This window comes from Janthinobacterium breve (genome assembly GCF_051380895.1).
Taxonomy (GTDB): domain Bacteria; phylum Pseudomonadota; class Gammaproteobacteria; order Burkholderiales; family Burkholderiaceae_D; genus Janthinobacterium.
In genome coordinates, this window is record NZ_JBNYXY010000015.1 from 46,281 (window position 1) to 67,326 (window position 21,046).

General features: G+C 60.6%; 21 protein-coding genes. 7 read left to right on the forward strand and 14 right to left on the reverse strand.

The window, feature by feature from the left end; translation table 11 throughout:
• Positions 1 to 133: 133 nt before the first annotated feature.
• The 5 genes from dusB to tyrS form a co-directional block, all read right to left on the reverse strand.
• Entirely contained in the window at positions 134 to 1,186 is a 1,053-nt protein-coding gene (gene dusB / locus ACQ4W0_RS26950) for a tRNA dihydrouridine synthase DusB (RefSeq protein WP_436579541.1), read from the reverse strand.
• 162 nt (positions 1,187 to 1,348) lie between these two features.
• Entirely contained in the window at positions 1,349 to 1,993 is a 645-nt protein-coding gene (locus ACQ4W0_RS26955) for a histidine phosphatase family protein (RefSeq protein WP_436579542.1), read from the reverse strand.
• 3 nt (positions 1,994 to 1,996) lie between these two features.
• Positions 1,997 to 2,641 (reverse strand): YbhB/YbcL family Raf kinase inhibitor-like protein, encoded by a 645-nt coding sequence (locus tag ACQ4W0_RS26960; RefSeq protein WP_436579543.1) that lies wholly within the window; start codon positions 2,639 to 2,641, stop codon positions 1,997 to 1,999.
• Positions 2,642 to 2,772: 131 nt separating this feature from the next.
• Positions 2,773 to 3,219: a D-aminoacyl-tRNA deacylase gene (gene dtd, locus ACQ4W0_RS26965; protein ID WP_436579544.1), complete on the reverse strand. Its 447-nt coding sequence runs from the start codon at positions 3,217 to 3,219 to the stop codon at positions 2,773 to 2,775.
• Positions 3,216 to 4,481 carry a tyrosine--tRNA ligase gene (gene tyrS / locus ACQ4W0_RS26970; protein WP_436579545.1) on the reverse strand — a complete coding sequence of 422 codons (1,266 nt, stop codon included), beginning with the start codon at positions 4,479 to 4,481 and terminating at the stop codon, positions 3,216 to 3,218. Before tyrS ends, dtd begins: the two co-directional genes overlap by 4 nt.
• 154 nt (positions 4,482 to 4,635) lie before the next feature.
• On the opposite strand from tyrS, the gene ACQ4W0_RS26975 reads away from it, so the two are divergent.
• Together ACQ4W0_RS26975 and ACQ4W0_RS26980 are read left to right on the forward strand one after the other, a co-directional pair.
• Positions 4,636 to 6,003, forward strand: a complete 1,368-nt coding sequence (locus ACQ4W0_RS26975) for a M23 family metallopeptidase (protein ID WP_436579546.1) — start codon at positions 4,636 to 4,638, stop codon at positions 6,001 to 6,003.
• Positions 6,004 to 6,126: 123 nt separating this feature from the next.
• On the forward strand, positions 6,127 to 7,221 hold the full coding sequence (locus tag ACQ4W0_RS26980) for an anhydro-N-acetylmuramic acid kinase (protein ID WP_436579547.1): 1,095 nt from the start codon (positions 6,127 to 6,129) through the stop codon (positions 7,219 to 7,221).
• 65 nt (positions 7,222 to 7,286) lie between these two features.
• Here ACQ4W0_RS26980 and erpA read toward each other — a convergent pair whose 3' ends face one another.
• The 5 genes from erpA to rplM form a co-directional block, all read right to left on the reverse strand.
• Positions 7,287 to 7,649 (reverse strand): iron-sulfur cluster insertion protein ErpA, encoded by a 363-nt coding sequence (erpA, locus tag ACQ4W0_RS26985; protein WP_029496047.1) that lies wholly within the window; start codon positions 7,647 to 7,649, stop codon positions 7,287 to 7,289.
• Positions 7,650 to 7,747: 98 nt separating this feature from the next.
• Positions 7,748 to 8,137: a bactofilin family protein gene (locus ACQ4W0_RS26990; RefSeq protein WP_102123170.1), complete on the reverse strand. Its 390-nt coding sequence runs from the start codon at positions 8,135 to 8,137 to the stop codon at positions 7,748 to 7,750.
• A 90-nt stretch (positions 8,138 to 8,227) separates the two neighbouring features.
• The gene (gene argC, locus ACQ4W0_RS26995) at positions 8,228 to 9,265 is read right to left on the reverse strand and encodes an N-acetyl-gamma-glutamyl-phosphate reductase (RefSeq protein WP_436579548.1); all 1,038 of its coding nucleotides are present in this window, start codon (positions 9,263 to 9,265) and stop codon (positions 8,228 to 8,230) included.
• Between the two features lie 168 nt (positions 9,266 to 9,433).
• The gene (gene rpsI, locus ACQ4W0_RS27000; protein WP_010393285.1) at positions 9,434 to 9,826 is read right to left on the reverse strand and encodes a 30S ribosomal protein S9; all 393 of its coding nucleotides are present in this window, start codon (positions 9,824 to 9,826) and stop codon (positions 9,434 to 9,436) included.
• Positions 9,827 to 9,835: 9 nt separating this feature from the next.
• A complete protein-coding gene (gene rplM / locus ACQ4W0_RS27005; RefSeq protein WP_010393282.1) occupies positions 9,836 to 10,264 on the reverse strand; it encodes a 50S ribosomal protein L13 in 429 nt (142 codons plus the stop codon).
• 225 nt (positions 10,265 to 10,489) lie between these two features.
• On the opposite strand from rplM, the gene ACQ4W0_RS27010 reads away from it, so the two are divergent.
• Positions 10,490 to 10,912, forward strand: coding sequence for an OsmC family protein (locus ACQ4W0_RS27010; protein WP_071079492.1), 423 nt, complete (start codon positions 10,490 to 10,492; stop codon positions 10,910 to 10,912).
• A gap of 75 nt (positions 10,913 to 10,987) precedes the next feature.
• Here ACQ4W0_RS27010 and coq7 read toward each other — a convergent pair whose 3' ends face one another.
• The gene (gene coq7 / locus ACQ4W0_RS27015; RefSeq protein ID WP_436579549.1) at positions 10,988 to 11,632 is read right to left on the reverse strand and encodes a 2-polyprenyl-3-methyl-6-methoxy-1,4-benzoquinone monooxygenase; all 645 of its coding nucleotides are present in this window, start codon (positions 11,630 to 11,632) and stop codon (positions 10,988 to 10,990) included.
• An 85-nt stretch (positions 11,633 to 11,717) separates the two neighbouring features.
• The gene (locus ACQ4W0_RS27020) at positions 11,718 to 12,149 is read right to left on the reverse strand and encodes a hypothetical protein (RefSeq protein ID WP_436579550.1); all 432 of its coding nucleotides are present in this window, start codon (positions 12,147 to 12,149) and stop codon (positions 11,718 to 11,720) included.
• A 148-nt stretch (positions 12,150 to 12,297) separates the two neighbouring features.
• Between ACQ4W0_RS27020 and ACQ4W0_RS27025 the strand changes: the two genes are divergently transcribed.
• From ACQ4W0_RS27025 to ACQ4W0_RS27040, 4 genes are all read left to right on the forward strand, one after another.
• The gene (locus ACQ4W0_RS27025) at positions 12,298 to 13,077 is read left to right on the forward strand and encodes an ABC transporter ATP-binding protein (RefSeq protein ID WP_436579551.1); all 780 of its coding nucleotides are present in this window, start codon (positions 12,298 to 12,300) and stop codon (positions 13,075 to 13,077) included.
• 3 nt (positions 13,078 to 13,080) lie between these two features.
• On the forward strand, positions 13,081 to 14,277 hold the full coding sequence (locus ACQ4W0_RS27030) for an ABC transporter permease (RefSeq protein ID WP_436579552.1): 1,197 nt from the start codon (positions 13,081 to 13,083) through the stop codon (positions 14,275 to 14,277).
• A 191-nt stretch (positions 14,278 to 14,468) separates the two neighbouring features.
• Positions 14,469 to 15,362: an ABC transporter ATP-binding protein gene (locus ACQ4W0_RS27035; RefSeq protein WP_436552938.1), complete on the forward strand. Its 894-nt coding sequence runs from the start codon at positions 14,469 to 14,471 to the stop codon at positions 15,360 to 15,362.
• A gap of 10 nt (positions 15,363 to 15,372) precedes the next feature.
• Positions 15,373 to 18,951: an ABC transporter permease/M1 family aminopeptidase gene (locus ACQ4W0_RS27040; RefSeq protein WP_436579553.1), complete on the forward strand. Its 3,579-nt coding sequence runs from the start codon at positions 15,373 to 15,375 to the stop codon at positions 18,949 to 18,951.
• A gap of 61 nt (positions 18,952 to 19,012) precedes the next feature.
• Here ACQ4W0_RS27040 and ACQ4W0_RS27045 read toward each other — a convergent pair whose 3' ends face one another.
• Positions 19,013 to 19,396, reverse strand: coding sequence for a hypothetical protein (locus tag ACQ4W0_RS27045; protein WP_436579554.1), 384 nt, complete (start codon positions 19,394 to 19,396; stop codon positions 19,013 to 19,015).
• 170 nt (positions 19,397 to 19,566) lie between these two features.
• Positions 19,567 to 21,030: a catalase gene (locus ACQ4W0_RS27050; protein ID WP_436579555.1), complete on the reverse strand. Its 1,464-nt coding sequence runs from the start codon at positions 21,028 to 21,030 to the stop codon at positions 19,567 to 19,569.
• Positions 21,031 to 21,046: the final 16 nt, after the last annotated feature.

Here is a 21,046-nt window from a genome sequence, read left to right on the forward strand (position 1 = left end):
TGCCGCGCCGCTCATGCGGTCCGCCTGCTGCCGTCTTGCCTCGGTGTTGTAATTAATATTGCATGACGCTCTGTATATAGGCGCTCGCCCTTGTACTGCTGGTAACTGATTTACCCTGCTTGTTGCTATCTGCTCATGCTGCCGTGGCCGTAAGTTTGATCACATCGAGCAGACCACTTTCACTGGATTCGGAGAGGCGGTATTGTAACCGTTCGCCAAATTTCCATTGCGACTCAAAAAATTGATCGACGGCCAGCAACTGCGCGTCCGTCGACTCCAGCAAGTTCATCTGCTGTCGGAACGCTTCGCCGCCTTCCAGGTCTTTTACATACCAGCCGATGTGCTTGCGCGCCGTGCGCACGCCCAGAAATTCGCCATAAAACGCGTAATGGGCGCGCAAATGCTCATCCATCAAGGTACGCACTTCATCCACGTAGGGTGCCGGCAGCAAAGTGCCGGTGCGCAAGAAATGGTCGATCTCGCGGCAAATCCACGGCCGGCCCTGCGCCGCGCGGCCGATCATGACGGCATCGGCGCCCGTTTGATCGAGCACAAAGCGGGCTTTCTGTGGACTGGTAATGTCGCCATTGGCCACCACGGGTATGCCCACCGACGCTTTCACGGCGGCAATCGTTTCATATTCGGCATCGCCCTTGTAGCCATCGGCGCGCGTGCGGCCGTGCAAGGTCAGCATCTGGATGCCGGCTTGCTCGGCGATGCGGGCGATTCTCAGGGCATTCTTGTTTTCGCGGTTCCAGCCCGTGCGAAATTTCAGGGTGACGGGCACGTCGACGGCGTTGACGACGGCATGCAAGATCTTTTCGACCAGGCTTTCGTTTTGCAACAAGGCTGAACCGCACCAGCTGTTGCACACCTTCTTCACGGGGCAACCCATGTTGATGTCGATGATCTGCGCACCCCGGTCCACGTTGAACTTGGCGCAATCGGCCAGGTCTTGCGGATCGGCACCGGCGATTTGCACGGCTTTCGGCTCCATTTCGCCCTCGTGGTCCGTGCGGCGCGCGCTTTTTTCCGTCGCCCACAGGCGCGGATTCGACGCCGCCATCTCCGACACGGCATAGCCGGCGCCCAGCTGCTTGCACAACTGGCGGAAAGGCCGATCCGTCACGCCCGCCATGGGAGCGACGAAAACGTTGTTGCGCAGAATGTGAGGGCCGATTTGCACTGAAGAACCTGGAATGGACGGGGGAGCCTGCTATTTTAACCGATTCCCTGCCTATTTAATAAGCACTATTTTTTTGTTTCAGTGCGCCAGAGTGGGCGCCACGCTTGTGCAGCACAACAAAACGGACCGCTGGCGGCCCGGTCCGGCAGTTCGCCCGGACTGTTAGCTCAGCTCGTCCATTGCGGGCACGCTCAGGTGGTCGATGTCACCCCAGTGCTCTAATTGCAGCTTGCCATCCGCATACAAGAAGCGGTTGACGCTGGCATTTTGAACCTGGAAGTCGCGCGGACTGTCGAGCGTCATGCCGACCGCCTCGCGATAAGCGCACTCGAGCACGCCACCGTGGGCCACGATGGCAATCGTCTGGCCGTCATACTGCCCGGCCCAGCGGGCGATGGCGCCGTTCGCGCGCGCATAGAACTGGCGGAAACTTTCGGCTTCGCGCTCGCCCGACGGCATCACGGCATCGATCTGCCGCGATTGCCACTGCGCATACTCATGCGGATAGCGCGCGGCGATGTCCGCATACAGCAAGCCTTCGAAGGCGCCATAGCAGCGCTCGCGCAGCAAGGGATCGGTCTGCACGGGCAACTGGTTCATGTTCGCCACAGCGTGCGCCGTCTGCTGCGCGCGCTGCAGATCGCTGGCGATGATGGCGGCCAGCGGTGCATCCGCCAGCGCCTGCCCCAGTGCCGCCGCTTGCGCCAGGCCCGCCTCGTTCAAGGCGATGTCGATATGGCCCTGCAGGCGGCGGCCCGCATTCCAGGCCGTTTCGCCATGGCGTATCAATAAGATCGTGGTGCTCATGCTTTATTTCTTCAGGGTAAGTGCCAGCTCGGGGTTGAGCGAGTAGGCAACGACGAGCTGTGCTTCGTCGAGGATATGGCCGTACATGGCGGCATGCGCTTGCTGCCCCGTAAAACGCTCGGGCAAGGCAAGGCGCGGCACGTCGAGCGCATACAGGCGGAAAATGTAATGGTGGATGCGCTCGTCATTCCACGGCGGGCACGGACCATCATAGCCGTAATAATCGCCGGCCATGTCAGGATCGCCCGCAAACCAGCCCGTGTAATCGTTGAGGCCCTGGCGCAATTGCAGCCCAGAAACAGTGCCGGCGGCCTTGCCGCGCGGCGTGATGCCGCTGGAAAATTCACCGGCGGCAATCGAGCGCATGGCCGACGGCAAGTCGAGCAAGCTCCAGTGATAAAAGTCGCCGCGCGACGCCGTCAGCGGCAGGGCCTGGTCATCGCGATTGGCCAGGCTGGCGTCTTGCGGCGCATCAGGGTCGATGCAGAACAGGGCCTGCGACTCGGTGCCGTTCGGCACCTCGTCCCAGGCCAGATGGGGATTGCGGTTGCCTGCAAGGCGCACGCGGCTGGCCGGCTCGATCTCGGCAAACGCATACTCGGCCGGCATCAAGCCGCCATCACGAAACGTCTCGCTCCACAATTTCATCGCTTGCTCCCCTTTATAATTAAAATTTCAGCAATAAACCGTAGCGAGCGGCAGCCAGTTGTGGCCGAGAAGCGCAACTGTGCTGAAGCACAGTGAGCATCGCAGGCCGCAAATGGCGACGCGCAGTAGGTTTATTTGGCATTCACTTGCAGCCAGAACGTGACGGGGCCATCATTCGTCAGCGACACCTGCATGTCGGCGCCAAACTGCCCCGTTTGCACGGTCGCATGGCGGTGGCGCGCCTGCTCCACGAAATGCGTGAACAGGCGCAAGCCGTCCTGTGGCGCGGCCGCCGGCGTAAACGACGGGCGCGTGCCGGACTTGGTGTCGGCGGCCAGGGTGAACTGGGGCACCAGCAACAAGCCGCCGGCCACGTCCGTCACGCTGCGGTTCATCTTGCCCGCCTCGTCGGCAAAGACGCGATAGCCGAGCAATTTGCTCAGCAAGGCGTCCGCTTCCTTCTCCGTATCACCCCGCTCGGCGCACACGAGCACCATCAGGCCGGCGTCGATGGCGCCGATGGTGGCGCCGCCGACATCGACTTTTGCCTGCGTAACGCGTTGCAGCAGCGCGATCATGCCGCCAGGGTGACGCGCGCAAATTTGCGCTTGCCAACTTGCAACACGAATTCGCCTGCCGCCACTTGCAGCGCCTTGTCGCTGATAACGGTGCCGTCGATGCGCACGCCGCCTTGCTCGATCATGCGCATGGCTTCCGACGTCGATGGGCACAGGCCAGCCTGCTTGAGCAATTGCGGGATGCCCAGCGGCGCGCCAGCCAGGCTCACTTCCGGGATATCGTCGGGAATGCCGCCCTTCGAACGGTTGACGAAGTCGGCCAGCGCATCTTCCGCTGCCTGCTGCGAATGGAAACGGGCGACGATTTCTTGCGCCAGGGCAACCTTGGCATCGCGTGGATTGCGCCCGCCTTCCACTTCGCTCTTCAGCTGCGCCAGTTCGGCGATCGAGCGCCACGACAGCAGCTCGTAGTAGCGCCACATCATGACGTCGGAAATGCTCATCAGCTTGGCGAACATGGTGTTGCCCGGTTCCGTGATACCGATGTAGTTATTCTTCGACTTGGACATTTTTTCCACGCCATCCAAACCTTCCAGCAGCGGCATGGTCAAAATACACTGCTGCTCCTGTCCGTACTGCTTTTGCAGTTCGCGGCCCACCAGCAGGTTGAACTTCTGGTCCGTGCCGCCCAGTTCCAGGTCCGATTTCAGGGCCACCGAGTCGTAACCTTGCATCAGCGGGTACAGGAATTCATGCACGGAAATAGGAATGCCGCCCTGGAAGCGCTTGGTGAAGTCGTCGCGCTCGATCATGCGCGCCACCGTGTAGTGGGAAGCGAGTTGGATGATGCCGCGCGCACCCAGCGGATCGCACCACTCGGAGTTATAGCGGATTTCAGTCTTGCTGGCGTCCAACACTAAAGACGCTTGCGCGAAATACGTCATCGCGTTAATCTCGATCTGTTCCTTGGTCAGCGGCGGGCGCGTGACGTTGCGGCCCGAAGGGTCGCCGATCATCGAAGTGAAGTCGCCGATGAGGAAAATGACTTGATGGCCCAGGTTTTGCAGCTGGCGCATCTTGTTCAGCACGACAGTGTGGCCCAGATGCAAGTCGGGTGCAGTCGGGTCCAGGCCCAGTTTGATGCGCAGTGGAACACCGGTTTTCTCGGAACGTGCTAATTTTTGCGCAAATTCGCTTTCGATCAAGAGTTCGTCGACGCCACGCTTGGTAATCGCGAGGGCTTCTTGTACTCTGTCCGACAGTGGAAGTGCGGTCTGAGCGGCGTTAGCCTTTATAGGCGATGCGGTGGTGTTGATTTCCATAAAATTTGACTGTAGATCTCAAAATGGTAGTAGGTTTGCGGAGTTTGCTATAATGCTCGATCCCATCAATCTTGCCGTATGAAAACGAACCAAAATAACAATAACAAAGAGCATTAGTTCAGGTCACGTTCAAGGGCAAATTTTAACTGATTGCATGAACCCTATACATAAAATCACAGGCTCACGCTTGTACACACAGCTGACGACGACACGCAAGGCGCGCATTATTGGCGCGTCGGCAGTGCTGCTCGCCGTTGCCGCCTTCGGCGCTGTCGCTGTGTCTCCCATGGCACCGGACGCATCCGACTTGCCGGTCACGTCCATCGCCCAGAACCTGGAGATGCCTGATCTCGCCTCGCAAATTTCCGCGATGGAACAGGTAGACCAGAATTTCACCCACGAAGAAAAAGTCCGCGCTGGCGATACCCTCGCCACCCTGCTGACCCGTCTCGGCGTGGATGATACGGCGGCCGCCAATTTCATCAAGACCGACAAGATTGCGCGCGGCGTGATGTTGCTCAAATCGGGCAAGCGCGTGCAAGCGCAAACGTCCGAAAACGGCGACCTCAACTGGATGCGCGCCACCCTCGTCGATGGCACGGACAAATCAGTCAAGAACATCCTGATCACCCGCAAGGGCGACAAGTTCGTGGCCACGGAAGTGGCAGCCCAGCTGGAACGCCGCGTTGAAATGCACGCGCGCAAGATTACTTCCACCCTGTTCGCCGCCACCGACTCCAGCCTGGACGGCACCCGCCTGCCAGACTCGATTTCCGCGCAAATCGTGGAAATGTTCTCCACCAATATCGACTTCCGCTCCGACCTGAAACGCGGTGACTCGTTCAACGTGGTCTACGAAACGTTCTGGCAAGATGGCGAATTTGTCCGAGCGGGCCGCATCCTGGCCGGTGAATTCACCAACCGCGGCACGACTTACCAGTCCGTTTGGTTCCAGGACCCAGCCAGCAAGCAAGGCGGCGGTTACTACAGTTTCGACGGCAAGTCCCTCAAAAAAGCCTTCCTGAAATCCCCCCTCGAATTCTCCCGCATCTCGTCCGGCTTCTCCATGCGCGTGCACCCGATTTCCGGCAACTGGAAAGCCCACAAGGGCATCGATTTCGCCGCTGCAACGGGCACGCCTATCCGCGCCTCGGGCGACGGCGTGGTCGATACCGTCGGCAGTCAAAACGGCTACGGCAATGTTGTTGTTCTGAAACACTGGGCCAACTACACCACCGCCTACGCCCACATGAGCCGTTTCGCTTCGGGCTTGAAAAAAGGTCAAAAAGTGAGCCAGGGCGATGTGATCGGCTACGTCGGCACCACCGGCTGGTCCACGGGCGCCCATTTGCACTATGAATTCCGCGTCGGCGGCGTGGCACAAGACCCAAGCAAACTGAACGTCCAAGCCCAGGCGCCGCTGACGGCAGCCGAGCTGAGCCGCTTCCGCATGGTGTCCAATGACATGATGCACCGCTTCACCCTGCTGCGTCCTAACGACACGGCACTGGCTTCACGCTAAGCAATACTGCCCTCGGGCAACGAACAAAGGCACCGCCCATGCAGATGGCCGGTGCCTTTGTTTTATGTGCGCAGGAAAATGCGGCACAATGCATCCATCACTTACGCATTCAAGGAAACACCCATGCTGTATATCGGTTTGATGTCGGGCACCAGCCTCGATGGCGTCGACGGCGCCTTGGTCGATTTTTCCGACGATGGCAGCGTGCGCAGCCTGGACGACGCCTATATTGCCTTTCCCGCCAGCCTGCGCGCCGACCTGATGGCACTGCAAAGTGCCGGCCAGAATGAAATCGAACGCGAAGCGCTGGCGGCCAATCAACTCGTGCGCCACTACGCCGACTGCGTCACCATGCTATTGAGTAACGCTGGCATCGGCCCGGACGCCATCGTCGCCATCGGCGCACATGGCCAGACCATCCGCCACCGCCCCGAGCTGGGCTTTACGCGCCAGTTGAACAACCCGGCCTTGCTGGCCGAACTGACGGGCATCGATGTCATCGCCGACTTGCGCAGCCGCGACGTGGCGGCCGGCGGCCAGGGGGCGCCGCTGGTGCCGGCTTTCCATCAAGCCATTTTCAATGTCCCCGGCCACACGCGTGTGCTGGCCAATATCGGCGGCATCAGCAATATCAGCGTGCTGCACGCGGACGACACGGTAACGGGCTACGACACGGGCCCCGGCAATGCGCTGATGGATGGCTGGGTCTTGCGACACCTGGGCCAGCCGTACGACGCCAACGGCGCCTGGGCCGCCACGGGCAAGGTCATCCCTGCCCTGCTGGCAGAATTACTCAATGAAGCGTATTTTGACTTGCCGGCGCCGAAAAGCACGGGACGCGACCTGTTCCATGCCGACTGGCTGCAAGGCAAGCTGGCCAGGCATCCAGCCGCCCGGCCGGCCGACGTGCAGGCGACCTTGACGCAACTGACGGCCGCCAGCCTGGCGCACGCCATTGCGCGCGACGGGGCGCAGGCGGAAACGGTGTATGTGTGTGGCGGCGGCGCGCAGAACGCCAGCCTGATGGCGGCGCTGGCGCGCGAACTGCCGGGCATGGCGGTGGCATCGACGGAAGCGCTGGGCGTGGCGCCCAGCCAGGTCGAGGCGCTGGCGTTCGCCTGGCTGGCCTGGCGCTTCACGCAGCGCAAGCCGGGCAACTTGCCGGCCGTGACAGGCGCGCAAGGTTTACGAGTGCTGGGTGCGCTGTATCCGCGTTGAGCAGACCTAGAAACACAAATAGCGGATCATCGATCCGCTATTTTCTTACTTGCTCCGCTTAATACTTAAACGGAGAAGGACGAACCGCAACCGCAGGTAGAAGTAGCCGTTGGGTTTTTAATCACGAACTGCGCACCTTCCAGATCATCCTTGTAATCGATTTCCGCGCCGACCAGATACTGGTAGCTCATGGAATCGATCAACAGCTGGACGCCGTTCTTAACCATGGTGGTGTCATCTTCATTGACGATTTCGTCGAAGGTGAAGCCATACTGGAAGCCGGAACAGCCGCCACCCTGCACGAAGACGCGCAATTTCAGGTCGGGATTGCCTTCTTCTTCGATCAGCTGCGCGACTTTTTCAGCGGCGCTATCGGTAAAGATAATGGGTGAAGGGATCACATCTTGCATTTCAGCGACGGCATTCATATCGGACACTCCTACTAGAAAACATTAACTCATTATAGACTGTTGCCGCAAGTCGCGCTGCGGCCGCCGCCGATGCGGCTGGACGGTGTTGTTCCTGCTCACATTTCAGACACGGCCAGGTGCAGCACGGGGTCGGCGCTGTCGTGGCGACTGAGCTTGCCTTGCACCAAGGCGCCGCTGTGCATTTCCAGCACCTTGTAATAGACCTCTCCTACAATGCGGGCTTTCGGCTGGATTTCAAGCATTTCGGACACATACACGGGGCCATTGATCTCGCCGCTGACGACCAGGCTGGAGCAGCGCACCTCGCCATCGATGCGGCCCGCCTCGCCCAGCACCACGTACGTGGGCTCGCCTGCTTCGCCAGTGACATTGCCGCGCACATGGCCATCGATGCGCAAGCCGCCGCAAAACAGCAAGTCGCCCTCAATCCGCGTGGAGGCGCCGATCAGGGTGTCGATGGGGTTTTTCGCGTTGCGCTCGAACATGAACGTCATCCTGTCGGGGTAGGTGGCAGTCCAATTTAGCACAGGTCCGGCAAAAAGGCGCCGGACCTGCGCAAGCACGGCTGCCTATTTTTACGGCAGCAGGGCGATGTGTTGCAAACCGGCCGTTTCTTTCAAGCCAAACATCAAGTTCATGCACTGCACGGCCTGGCCCGATGCGCCCTTGACCAGATTGTCCTGCACCACCAGCACGATGACGGTATTGCCGCCTTCAGGGCGGTGCAAGGCCAGGCGCAGCATGTTCGAGCCACGCGTGGAGCGCGTTTCCGGGTGCGAACCGAACGGCATCACATCGACGAAAGGTTCATCCTTGTATTGCTCTTCGAACAAGGCTTGCAATTCCTCATTGCTGACATCCTTGTTCAGCTGCGCGTACAGGGTCGAGTGCATGCCGCGTATCATCGGCACCAGGTGCGGCGTAAAGGTCAGCGCCACTTTTTCGTCCGTGAAACGCTGCAATTGCGCCGTCGTTTCCGGCAAGTGGCGGTGGCCGGCCACGCCGTAGGCTTTGAAACTGTCGCTGCTTTCCGAGAACAGGATGCCGATTTCCGCCTTGCGGCCGGCGCCGGACACGCCCGACTTGCAGTCTGCGATCAAGCCGCCCGCGTTGACCAGGCCCGCCTTGAGCAGCGGGTAAAAGCCCAGCTGCATGGTGGTCGGGTAGCAACCGGGATTGGCGATCAGGCTGGCTTTTTTAATATCTTCACGGTTCAGTTCCGGCAAGCCGTACACGGCTTGCTCGATCAGCTCGGGCGCCGTGTGGGGAATCTTGTACCACTGTTCGAACTTGGCCTGGTCTTTCAGGCGGAAGTCGGCGGCCAGGTCGATGACTTTCACGCCGGCGGCCAGCAGGGCTGGTGCTTGCGCCATGGCAACGCCGTGTGGCGTGGCAAAGAAGACCACGTCGCACTGTTCCAGGTTGGCCTTGTCCGGCGAGGAAAAAGCCAGTTTGACGTGGCCACGCAGGGAAGGATACATGTCAGCAACGGGCAAGCCATCTTCCTTGCGCGAGGTAATCGCCGTCAACTCGACATCTGGATGGGTTGCCAGCAAGCGCAGCAATTCCACGCCCGTGTATCCAGTGCCGCCGACGATGCCAACTTTGATCATGTTCTTTCCTTGTGTATAGATTGCATAAAGATGAGGGGAAACGCTACCCCTGCGGGTTTTCCGCGTATTTTACAGCGCAACGGCGCATCCCGCTGAAATGCAAAAAAGCCGCAGGACCGAAGTCCAGCGGCTTTTCGACCAGCACCCGAAGGTGCTGTAGCGTAGAAATTAACGCTTCGAGAATTGCTTTGCGCGACGTGCTTTGCGCAGACCAACTTTTTTACGCTCGACTTCACGTGCATCGCGGGTAACGAAGCCGGCTTTCGCCAGTTCCGGTTTCAGCGCTGCATCGTAGTCGATCAGAGCGCGGGTGATGCCGTGACGAACTGCACCAGCCTGGCCCGACTCACCGCCGCCATGGACGTTGACTTTGATGTCGAAACGCTCGACATTGCCGGTCAGTTCCAGAGGTTGACGGATGACCATCAGACCCGTTTCGCGCGAAAAGTATTCGTTTGCTGGTTTGCCGTTAACAACGATCAAGCCTGTGCCAACTTTGATAAAAACCCGAGCCACTGCACTTTTGCGACGGCCGGTTCCATAATTGTAATTACCGATCATGTCAGTTCCTTAGAGAACAAGTGCTTTAGGTTGCTGAGCAGCGTGCGGATGGGAACCTTCCGCGTACACTTTCAGCTTCTTGATCATTGCGTAGCCGAGTGGGCCTTTAGGCAGCATGCCCTTGACCGCTTTCTCAAGCGCGCGACCTGGAAAACGCTGTTGCATTTTCTGGAAGTTGGTTTCATAGATGCCGCCTGGATAGCCAGAGTGACGGTAGTAAATTTTCTCAGTAGCTTTGGTACCGGTCACACGCAGTTTGCCTGCGTTGATGACGACGATAAAGTCGCCGGTATCGACGTGAGGAGTAAATTCTGGTTTGTGTTTGCCGCGCAGTCGGAGTGCCACTTCGCTGGCAACACGTCCGAGGACTTTGTCCGTCGCGTCAACCACGAACCAATCGCGCTGGACTTCATGTCCTTTAGCGGAAAATGTTTTCATGTTGACTTCCTAATAGATTACACGCTCAAATGGTGGTTCCGCCGATGTTGCTATGCGGACTCTGCCTTATTTACTTTTCCTGAGCGAACGGAAAGCCGACAAGTATAAGCGGCTTTGCCTTGCCGCGTCAAGCCACGATGCAGACCCGCTGCGGGCTGGCGGGCGGCACATGGACAGGCATTCCTCTATTACAATACAAAACGCTTACAATTTTCGGAGAGTACGATGGAATGCAAAGTCAGCTGGAATGGCCCGTCGGGCATGAGTTTTCGGGCAGAAACCGGCTCCGGCCACCTGGTGACCATGGATGGCGCGCCCGATGGCGGCGGCCACAACCTGGCGCCACGCCCCATGGAAATGGTCTTGCTGGGCACGGGCGGCTGCACCGCCTATGACGTGGTGCTGATCCTGAAACGGGGGCGCGAAGCCGTCAGTGGCTGCGAAGTGACCCTGAAGGCCGAGCGCGCCGACACCGACCCGAAAGTGTTTACCAAGATCCACTTCCATTTCACCGTGCGGGGCAAGGCCCTGAAACCGACGGCCGTGGAACGGGCCGTGACTTTGTCGCATGACAAGTATTGCTCGGCATCAATCATGCTGGCGAAAACCGCGGAAATTACGCATTCCTTCGAAATCATCGAGGAATAATCGGCACAATTTGCTTGGATGCAGCAGAAAACTGGGGTCAGACCCGACGGGTCTGACCCCGGCTCTTTTCTGCGCCTAAATATAGTAAGCCGTTTTTGTCATCACTTTACCCATCAGCCCCATCAGCGCCTTGACGGGCGCCGGGGTGTCGATGGCGCCTAATCTCTGGGCGGCGGCGCCATGTTCCACTTCGTCGATGGCCATCTGCTTGACGATGGCGCGCGACTTGGCGTCCTGCGGCGGCAATTCTTGCAAGTGGCTGGCCAGGTGCGCTTCCACCTGGCGCTCCGTTTCCACCACAAAACCCAGGCTGCGGCCATCGCCCATGCGCGCGGCAATGGTGCCCAGCGCAAAGGAACCCGCGTACCACAGGGGATTGAGCAGACTCAAGCGCGAGCCCAGCTCCGTCAGGCGCTGCGCCGTCCAAGCCAGGTGGTCTTCCTCTTCCCGCCCCGCTTCATCGAACTGGGCGCGGATGGCCGGGCTGTGCGCATAGCGCGCCTGCGAGTTGTACAGGGCCTGCGCGCAGACTTCGCCCACGTGGTTGACGCGCATCAAACCGGCGCTGTGGCGCTGCTCGGCCGCGCTCAGCGCCGCATCGGGCGCGTGCGCGGCCGGCGACGGGCGCGAGGCCGAAGCCACGCCCGCGATGACGCGCAGGGCCTTGTCGGCGCCAACAATCAAACGATCCAGGGGGTCAAAATGGCGGTTCGCGGTCATCGTGGCTATTCATATAAGGGAAAACATGAATTATAGGACGATCGGGGCCAGCCGTACCCACGCCGCGTGCAGGGTGAACGGGGCTTTATTGACTTGTGCGCGCTTTTTCCTGCTCGATCCAATCGACCACGGGACCCACGGCGTCCAGGCCGGACAGGCTTTTCGCCACGCCCAGGTTCAATGAAATCAGGAAAGAAATGCTATCGACGGGGATGTCCGGGCAATGCTCGGCAAACGCGGCGCGAAAACGCTCCGATTGCAGCACGCGCAAGACTTTCTCGCCGCTCATGAATTGCAGCACGCTGGCGATGCTGTGCCCGCCACCTATCGAGTGATAAATAAAACGGTTGTACTTTGCGTCGATCTGCTTGAAATCGAGGGCTTCTTCCGTCATCAGGCCAGCCAGGTAGTACAAGCCCAGGCTGACGCGGAAGAAACCGATGGCTTCGGCACTGGTCATGCCGGCGCGCGCCATGGCCAGTACCTTGTCCTGCATTGCCTGATCGATCGTTCGCATTGCGCTCTCCCGCGCCGTCCGCCGGCGCCCACCAGGCCAGCTTGCATGAAGATGCTGTTTTTTTCAATAGACCAAACGATATTTCCATCTTGCAAGTTACATTTTTTGCATGCTACTCTCGTTCTTCACCGTTGAATGGATGAAACACATGATTGAGGTCAAACACCTGGCAAAACGTTTCCGCATGCCGTCCCACAAGGGCAAGGGCGTGCACGTCAGCGATCCGCGCGAACATGAGGGCTGGTTTCACGCCGTGCGCGACGTCAGTTTCAGCTGCGCCCCGGGCGAAGTGTTGGGCCTGCTAGGTCCGAATGGCGCCGGCAAGACCACCACCTTGCGCCTGCTGTCGACGGCCCTGCAAGCGGACGCAGGCAGCGCCCTGGTGAACGGCATCGATGTGCTGCGCCAGCCGCTGGTGGCGCGCCAGAGCATCGGTTTCCTGTCCGGTTCGACGGGGCTGTATGGCCGCCTGACGGCGCGCGAGAACGTCGAGTACTTTGGCCGCCTGCATGGCATGCCGGCCGACAAGCTGAAACGCCGCTGCGACGAGCTGTTTGCCCTGCTGCAAATGGAGGAATACGGCAGCAAGCGGGCCGATCAATTGTCGACGGGCATGAAACAGAAATGCGCGATCGCCCGCACCGTCGTGCATGAGCCCCAAGTGGTGATCCTCGACGAACCGACGACGGGCCTGGACGTGATGTCGGCCAAGATCCTGCTCGACTTCATCGCCAGCTACAAGGCGCTGCGCGTGCCGCTGATCTTTTCCACGCACCATCTGCACGAGGTGGAAAAGCTGTGCGACCGCGTCTGCATCATCAACCGCGGCACCACCGCCTTCCATGGCACGGTCAAGGAACTGCGCCAATTGGGCGGCAGTGCCGATCTGTACGATGCCTTTGTCAGCGTCATCAACCAGGGAACCTGAGCCATGTGGACCATTTATCTGAAAGAGTTGCTGGAACTCACGCGCGACCGCAAGACGCTGATTTTCACCATCCTCATCCCCATCTTTGCCATGCCGCTGATCTTTGGTGGCTTCGCTTATGTTTCAAGCAATATGTTCAAGAGCGCCAAGACGGCAGAAATGCGCTACGCCCTGTTCGGCAAGGACTATTCGCCGGGCTTGAGCGCGCGTTTTGCGCAGCAGCACAACTTGCGCGAAGTGCCGCTGGCCAGCGAAACGGAGATCCGGCGCGCCATCGGCGACGACAGCATCAAGTTCGCCGTGGTCATTCCGCCCCATTTTGAAGAAGCGCTGCAGCAACATCAGCAAGCCAAGGTGACCCTGCATTACAACAGCGCCAGCACGGTCGACGTGACCCAGCAGCGGGTGCGCGACATTGTCGATACCTACAACGCCAGCCTGCGCGAAGGGGCGCTGTCGGCCCTGAACCTGAGCCCGGCCCAGCTGGCCTTTGCCCTGCACCCCATCGTGCTCGACAAGCAGTCGACGGCCAACGAGCGTGAGCAGATGGGTGCCATCGTCGGCGGCATGCTGCCCTATTTGCTGCTGATGGTGTGCCTGACGGCGGCCATGTACCCGGCCATCGACCTGGGCGCCGGCGAAAAGGAGCGGGGCACGCTGGAAACCCTGCTGCTGGCGCCCGTGCCGCGCAGCGCCATCGTGCTGGCCAAGTTCCTCGTGCTGTTTACCGTCGGCATGACCTCGGCCGTGCTGATGGTGGGCAGCATGGGCGCCCTGCTGGCCATCTTCGGCAGTTCACTGGAAGGCCACATGGCCATCATGGTGCGCAGCATCGGCTTGCCCGACCTGGCCATGGTGACCCTGATGCTGGTGCCGACGGCCGCCATCTTTGCCTCGCTGCTTCTGTCGATCTCGATCTACGCGAAAAGCTACAAGGAAGCGGCCGGCATGATCACGCCATTGATGCTGTTTGTCATCCTGCCTACCGTGGCGGCCATGCTACCCGGCGTCGAGCTGAACTGGATGTGGGCCATGGTGCCGCTGACCAACGTGTCGCTGGCCATGAAGGAACTGGTGAAAGGCACCATGGATTACCGCATGTTCGGCGTGATCCTGGCTTCGACCACGGTGATCGCGGGCGCGCTGCTGATGCTGTGCCGCTGGTGGTTTAACCGGGAATCGGTCCTATTCCGTAATTGATAGTCACGCGGCGCGCCCGCGGGGCAAAACAGCCTCCGATATGGCGCGCCATCCACCCCGCCCATCTGCACTCTGGGCACACGAAAATACCGTGTATCGCATGCAACTGCCCAGTACGTCTTAAATTCAATACAATGCCAGCATAGAGTAGCCCTGTAGCATCGGGCAGCAACGCATGAGTTAGGAGTTGTATGGAATTGCAGATCCGTAAATTGTCGAAGACCTACGCGAATGGCGTGGTGGCGCTGGATAACGTATCGCTGACGATACCGCCCGGGATGTTTGGCTTGCTGGGCCCGAACGGCGCCGGCAAGTCGACCCTGATGCGCACCCTGGCCACCTTGCAGGAATGCGATTCCGGCTCCATCTTCTTCGGCGACTATGACGTGCTCGACGACAAGGACGAGATCCGCCGCATGCTGGGCTACCTGCCGCAAGACTTCGGCCTGTACCCGAAAGTGACGGCCTACGAGCTGCTCGACCACTTCGCCACCTTGAAAGGGCTGTCGCAGCGGGCGCGCCGGCGCGAAGTTGTCGATGGCCTGTTGCAGCAAACCAACCTGTTCGACGTGCGCCACCAGCGCCTGGGCAGCTTTTCCGGCGGCATGCGCCAGCGCTTCGGCATCGCCCAGGCCCTGCTGGGCGACCCGAAACTGATCATCGTCGACGAGCCGACTGCCGGCCTCGACCCGCAGGAGCGCGTGCGCTTCCACAACTTGCTGTCCGACATAGGCGAAGACAAGACGGTGATCCTGTCGACCCACATCGTCTCCGACGTGGCCGACCTGTGCGCCAACATGGCCATCATCAACAAGGGCCATTTGCTGCTGTGCGGCAAGACCCTGGAACTCATCGACGAAGTCAGCTGCAAGATCTGGGCGCGCTTTGTCGAAAAGAAGGAGCTGGCCAGCTTTCAGCAGCGCCACGCCGTCATTTCCACACGCTTGCTGTCGGGCCGCACCTTGATCCACGTCTACAGCGACGATGATCCGGGCGACGGCTTCGAGGAAGCCATAGGCGACCTGGAAGACCTGTATTTCGCCACCATTGCCGGGCGCCACCGCGTCGCCCCGCAGTGCGACTGAGGGGGCGGCCATGTTTGCCATCGCCCGCTTTGAAGCGCGACAGCGGCTCAAGCTGCTGTCCACCTGGGTGTATTTCGTCATGTTTTTGGCGCTGGCCATGCTGTGGATGGCCGCCGCCGGCGGCGTCTTCAAGGAAGCGAGCATCAGTTTTGGCGGCAAGTTCCTGATCAACGCGCCCCGCTCGCTGGCGTTCACCTGCAGCCTGCTGGGCTGCTTCGGCGCCGTGGTGGTGGCCGCCATGATGGGCCGCTCGGTGCAGCAGGATTTCGAGTACGGCATGCAGCATTTCTTCTTCAGCGCGCCGATCAAAAAATACCAGTATGTCTTTGGCCGCTTCCTGGGCGCCTATCTGGTACTGGCCGTGGTGTTTTCCAGTATCGTGATCGGTGCGTGGCTGGGCGCCTGGCTGCCCGGCATCGACCCGGAACGGCTGGGCCCGCAACGCGCGCTGGCCTACCTGATGCCGTATGTGTTTACCCTGCTGCCGAACCTGTTCATCTTCGGCGCCATCTTCTTCGTCATCGCCGCCCTGACGCGGCGCATGTTGCCCGTGTACATCAGCTCGGTAGTCATGCTGATCGGCTACCTGGTGGCGCCCTCGCTGGCGCGCGACCTCGACTACAAGACCCTGGCCGCCCTGATCGATCCCTTTGGCACGACGGCGCTGATACGCCTGACGGAATACTGGCCAAACGCGGAGCGCAATACGCGCCTGGTGACATTAGAGGGCGTGTATTTGCTGAACCGCGCCATCTGGTCCGGCTTTGCCCTGGTGGCCTTGCTGCTCGGCTACTGGCGCTTCCAGTTCCACGCCACGACGGACGCGGGCGCCAGCAAGCGCCGCAGCGACGGTGACGTGCCGCTGCGCCTGTCGAACGCCTCACTGTCCACGCAGGAAGCGCCGGACTTCGCGCAGCGCAACCTGGCCACCCTGCTCGTCAAGATGAGCTGGCTGAACCTGCGCGAAACCATCAAGAACATCTATTTTGTCGTCATCGTGCTGGCCGGCGTGCTGACCATGTATGGCGGCGCGCTCGACATGGGCTCCATCTACGGCACGAATACCTATCCGGTGACGGAAAAGGTGCTGGAAATGGTCAACGCCTCGTTCGCCCTGTTCATGCTGATCATTACCACCTTCTACGCGGGCGAACTGGTGTGGCGCGAGCGCGAGGCGGGCACGCACTTGATGCTCGACGCCCTGCCCGTGCCGAACTGGCTGCCCCTGCTGTCGAAACTGTTTGCGCTGATCGGCCTGCAAACCTTGCTAAGCCTGGTCATCATGCTGTGCGGCATGTCAATCCAGGTGTTCAAGGGCTATTACCGCCTCGACCCCGGCCTGTATGTGGAATCGCTGTTCCTGTCGCACCTGCCCTATTACGCGCTGATCGCCGTGCTGGCCATCTTCCTGCAGGTGTTGATCAATCACAAATATCTGGCGTATTTCGCCATGATTCTGTACCACATCGCCAGCATCAGCTTTTCCTCGCTGGGCTTGGGCGACCCGCTGCTGCTGTACGGCAGCACGCCGGACTTCATGTATTCGGCCATGAACGGCGCCGACCACTATGTGTTGCGCGAGCGCTGGTACTTGCTGTACTGGAGCGGCGCGGCCGTCATGCTGACGGTGCTGTCGCTGCTGTTCTGGCCCCGCGGCGCGCAGGACAGCTGGCGCATCCGCCTGCGCCTGGCGCGCCACGACCTGACGCAAGGCGTGCTGGCCAGTTTTTCCGGCGGCGCCCTGATCTTCGTCGGCGCCGGCGCGGTGCTGTTCTACGTCTTCCACGTGGCCAACGATTACAAGTCCGAATTCGCCCGCGATGCGGACCGCGCCAGTGTCGAGCGCCAGTACCGCAAGTTTGCCGCCACGCCACAGCCGAGAATCACCGACGTGAAACTCGACGTGGCCATCTACCCGGCGCAGCGCACCCTGGCCGTCACGGGCCGCTATGTGCTGCAAAACAAGACCAGCCTGCCGATCAGCCACATTTTTGTGCAGCAAGACCCGACCTCCACCATGCGCCTGCGTTTCGATGCGCGCGTGCATCCCGGCCTCGATGACGGCAAGCTGGGCTTTTACAGCTATCGCCTGGCCGCGCCGCTGGCGCCCGGCGCCAGCCTGGGCCTCGATTTCGACATTTCCTATGCGCCACGCGGCATCTTCGGCCTGGGCCAGGACACGCCCGTGGTGGCCAACGGCACCTTCTTCACGAATGCCGTGCTGCCGCACATCGGCTACCAGCCGCAGCTGGAATTGACGGACCCGCGCGACCGCAAGAAACACGGCTTGCCCGCGCGCGAACGGGCCTTGCCGCGCGACGATGCACGGGGGCTGGCCGACAATTACGTCAGCAACGACGCCGACCGCATCAACTTTGACGCCACCGTCAGCACCGTCGACGGCCAGACGGCCATCGCGCCGGGCATGCTGGACAACGACTGGATCGCCAAGGGCCGCCATTACTTCCATTACACGATGGAGCAGCCGATCCTGAATTTCTACGCGTTCCAGTCGGCCCGCTACGCCGTCAGGCACGAGCGCTGGCAGGATGTGGCCATCGACGTGTATTACCATCCTGGCCATGAATACAACCTCGATCGTTTCGTGCGCGGCAGCAAGGAAGCGCTCGAGTACTACACGAAGAACTTCGGCCCCTACCAGCACAAAGTCTTGCGCATAGTCGAATTTCCCCGCTACGCCACCTTTGCGCAATCGTTTCCGAACACGATTCCGTATTCGGAAGGCCTGGGTTTCATCGCCAAGGTGGACGACAAGAATCCGAAAGATATCGACTATCCGTTCTACATCACGGCGCATGAGGTGGCGCATCAGTGGTGGGCGCATCAATTGGTCGGCGGCAACACACGGGGCGCCACCGTGCTCAGCGAAACCCTGGCCGAATATTCGGCCCTGATGGTGATGAAGAAAACCGTGGGGCCGGCCAAGATGCGCCGCTTCCTGCGTTATGACTTGAATCAATACCTGATGGGGCGCAGCGAAGAGCGCAAGAAGGAACTGCCGCTGGCCGAGAATGAAAACCAGGCCTACATCCATTACCACAAGGGCAGCCTGGCCATGTACTTGCTGCAAGACATCATCGGCGAAGACAAGGTCAACGGCGTGCTGCGCGAGCTGCTCAAGACCCATGGCCAGAAAGGCCCGCCATATGCCAGCGTGACGGCCCTGATTGCCGGCTTGCGCCAGGTCACGCCGCCCGAGCAGGCTTACCTGATCGACGATCTGTTCGAGAAAATTGTTCTGTTCGACAACCGCGCCCTGTCGGCCACCGCCACCAAACGCAGCGATGGCAAATACGTCGTCACCCTCAAGGTGCAGGCGAGCAAATTGACGGCAGGTGAACAGGGAGAGGAACACGACGCGCCCCTGCACGACTGGATCGAGATCGGCGTCGACGACGCGAATGGCCATCCGCTGCTGCGCGAACGCCTGCGCATGACGGCGCGTGAAGCAAGCTACACCGTCATCGTCAGCAGCCGGCCCGGCAAGGCCGGCATCGATCCCGACAACAAGCTGATCGACCGCAAACCCGATGACAATATGGTCACCGTCGAGCTCGAAGAACCATGACGAAAAATGGCCGCCCTGAACAGGCGGCCATTCTTCTATGCATCCACGTCAGGCCCAGGTATCAGGCTGCCGCGCAGCGCGTCACCAGGCTCAGGCTGATGCCCATTTCCGTCAGGTGCTGCATGTCGGTCAGGGTCAGGTCCAGCGGCGCGTCGACCGTGTCGTCGCCATTCAACTCCAGTTGCAACTCGGCCACGATGCGCGGCATGGTGAATGTGACGCCGCGCGAGCGGCATTCGGCCAGGTAGCTGCGTATGCGTGAGGGCAACACTTGCGCTTTGGACGCCTGTGCGATCAGTACGTCGAAGCCGGAATCGAGATGCACGCGGCCAGCGCCCTTCGCCTCGCCCTTGCGCCATTGCCGTTCCGGATCGGTGGGCAAGACTTCGAGGATGGATTTGAGCGTGGGGTCGTCCCCATGCACCGACAGCTTCACCATATTCATATTACAAGACTTTCTAGTCAGGACGCCGCCAGGACGACGGTGCGATCATCAGACAGACAAGTCTACGCAGGGAAGGCAAATATGTCCATACGGCAATATTTGATATCACCCTTTAATTTGTGCTATATCAACAACAGGCGGAACAGGATAGGTCCGCCTGCAACACATGATTACAGCGCCACGGCGCGTGCCTGCAAGGCGGCACGCACGCCGGCGCCATAGGCCGGGTCGGCCCGGTCGAAGTGCGCCAGCTGACGCTGCAAGGTTTCCGCGCGCACCTGGCTCAAGGGACCGGCCAGGTTGTCGAACAGGTTCTGTTTCGCCTGGACCGACATCAGACGGAACAGATTGCCGGCCTGCGTGTAATCGTCTTCCACGCCGCGCCCATCGTAGCGCGCCGCGCCGCCGTCGAGCGCCAGCGCCCCCTCGCCATGGCCCAGGCCTTGCGGCTGCGTGCCTGCCGCCGCCACGTTCGCGTAGTTCTGCGCCGCGCCGCCATTGTTGATCGCCATGCTGCCGTCGCGCTGCTGGTTATGGAAGGGGCAGCGGGCCGCATTCACGGGCAGATGCTGGTGGTTGGTGCCGACCCTGTACAGCTGGGCGTCGTGGTAGGCGAACAGCCGGCCTTGCAGCATCTTGTCCGGAGAGTATCCCATGCCCGGCACGGCGTTGGCGGGCGAAAAGGCTGCCTGCTCGACTTCCGCGTGGTAATTGTCCGGGTTGCGGTTCAGCTCGAAAATACCCACCGGCAGCAGCGGGAAGTCCGCGTGCGGCCACACTTTCGTCAAGTCGAACGGGTTCCAGCCCGTGCGCTGCTCCCATGCATCGAGTTGCTCCTGCGTCGCCACCTGCAGCTTGACTTCCCACTGCGGGAAATCACCGCGCTCGATGGCGCCGAACAGGTCGCGCTGGGCGTAGTCGGGATCGGCACCGGCCAGGCGGCCCGCTTCCGCCGCCGGCAGATTTTTGATGCCCTGGCGCGTCTTGAAGTGCCATTTCACGTACACGCGCTGGCCATCGGCGTTGATCAGGCTATACGTGTGGCTGCCGAAGCCGTCCATGTGGCGGTAACCGTCCGGCGTGCCGCGGTCCGAGAACAGCATGGTGACCTGGTGCAGGCTTTCCGGCGCATGGCTCCAGAAGTCGAACATCATCTCGGCCGATTTCAGATTGCTTTGCGGATCGCGCTTTTGCGTGTGGACAAAGTCGGGGAACTTGATCGGGTCCTTGATGAAGAACATGGGCGTGTTGTTGCCGACCAAATCCCAATTGCCTTCTTCCGTATAGAAGCGTACGGCGAAGCCGCGCGGGTCGCGTTCCGTATCAGCACTGCCGCGTTCGCCACCGACGGTGGAAAAGCGCGCGAAGGTGGCCGTCTGCTTGCCCACTTCGGCAAACAATTTGGCCTTGGTATAACGCGCGATGTCGTGCGTGACGGTAAAAGTGCCGTAGGCGCCCGAACCTTTTGCATGCACGACGCGCTCGGGAATGCGCTCGCGGTTGAAATGCTGGAGTTTTTCGATCAGGTGGAAGTCTTGCAGCAGCAGCGGGCCGCGGGGACCGGCGCTGATGGAATTCTGCTTGTCGGCGACGGGGATGCCCGAGGCGGTACTGAATGGCGGCTGTTGGCGCATGGCGGCTTTTCCTTCG

What these genes read in the sequence shown, in the direction of transcription:
- ACQ4W0_RS27050 (WP_436579555.1), bottom strand. Translation starts at nt 21,030, where the DNA reads ATGCGCCAACAGCCGCCATTCAGTACCGCCTCGGGCATCCCCGTCGCC.
- ACQ4W0_RS27045 (WP_436579554.1), bottom strand. Translation starts at nt 19,396, where the DNA reads ATGAATATGGTGAAGCTGTCGGTGCATGGGGACGACCCCACGCTCAAA.
- ACQ4W0_RS27035 (WP_436552938.1), top strand. Translation starts at nt 14,469, where the DNA reads ATGGAATTGCAGATCCGTAAATTGTCGAAGACCTACGCGAATGGCGTG.
- ACQ4W0_RS26990 (WP_102123170.1), bottom strand. Translation starts at nt 8,137, where the DNA reads ATGTTCGAGCGCAACGCGAAAAACCCCATCGACACCCTGATCGGCGCC.
- ACQ4W0_RS26960 (WP_436579543.1), bottom strand. Translation starts at nt 2,641, where the DNA reads ATGAAATTGTGGAGCGAGACGTTTCGTGATGGCGGCTTGATGCCGGCC.
- ACQ4W0_RS26955 (WP_436579542.1), bottom strand. Translation starts at nt 1,993, where the DNA reads ATGAGCACCACGATCTTATTGATACGCCATGGCGAAACGGCCTGGAAT.
- ACQ4W0_RS27010 (WP_071079492.1), top strand. Translation starts at nt 10,490, where the DNA reads ATGGAATGCAAAGTCAGCTGGAATGGCCCGTCGGGCATGAGTTTTCGG.
- ACQ4W0_RS27040 (WP_436579553.1), top strand. Translation starts at nt 15,373, where the DNA reads ATGTTTGCCATCGCCCGCTTTGAAGCGCGACAGCGGCTCAAGCTGCTG.
- ACQ4W0_RS27025 (WP_436579551.1), top strand. Translation starts at nt 12,298, where the DNA reads ATGATTGAGGTCAAACACCTGGCAAAACGTTTCCGCATGCCGTCCCAC.
- ACQ4W0_RS26975 (WP_436579546.1), top strand. Translation starts at nt 4,636, where the DNA reads ATGAACCCTATACATAAAATCACAGGCTCACGCTTGTACACACAGCTG.
- tyrS (WP_436579545.1), bottom strand. Translation starts at nt 4,481, where the DNA reads ATGGAAATCAACACCACCGCATCGCCTATAAAGGCTAACGCCGCTCAG.
- ACQ4W0_RS27020 (WP_436579550.1), bottom strand. Translation starts at nt 12,149, where the DNA reads ATGCGAACGATCGATCAGGCAATGCAGGACAAGGTACTGGCCATGGCG.
- erpA (WP_029496047.1), bottom strand. Translation starts at nt 7,649, where the DNA reads ATGAATGCCGTCGCTGAAATGCAAGATGTGATCCCTTCACCCATTATC.
- argC (WP_436579548.1), bottom strand. Translation starts at nt 9,265, where the DNA reads ATGATCAAAGTTGGCATCGTCGGCGGCACTGGATACACGGGCGTGGAA.
- ACQ4W0_RS26980 (WP_436579547.1), top strand. Translation starts at nt 6,127, where the DNA reads ATGCTGTATATCGGTTTGATGTCGGGCACCAGCCTCGATGGCGTCGAC.
- ACQ4W0_RS27030 (WP_436579552.1), top strand. Translation starts at nt 13,081, where the DNA reads ATGTGGACCATTTATCTGAAAGAGTTGCTGGAACTCACGCGCGACCGC.
- rplM (WP_010393282.1), bottom strand. Translation starts at nt 10,264, where the DNA reads ATGAAAACATTTTCCGCTAAAGGACATGAAGTCCAGCGCGATTGGTTC.
- coq7 (WP_436579549.1), bottom strand. Translation starts at nt 11,632, where the DNA reads ATGACCGCGAACCGCCATTTTGACCCCCTGGATCGTTTGATTGTTGGC.
- dtd (WP_436579544.1), bottom strand. Translation starts at nt 3,219, where the DNA reads ATGATCGCGCTGCTGCAACGCGTTACGCAGGCAAAAGTCGATGTCGGC.
- rpsI (WP_010393285.1), bottom strand. Translation starts at nt 9,826, where the DNA reads ATGATCGGTAATTACAATTATGGAACCGGCCGTCGCAAAAGTGCAGTG.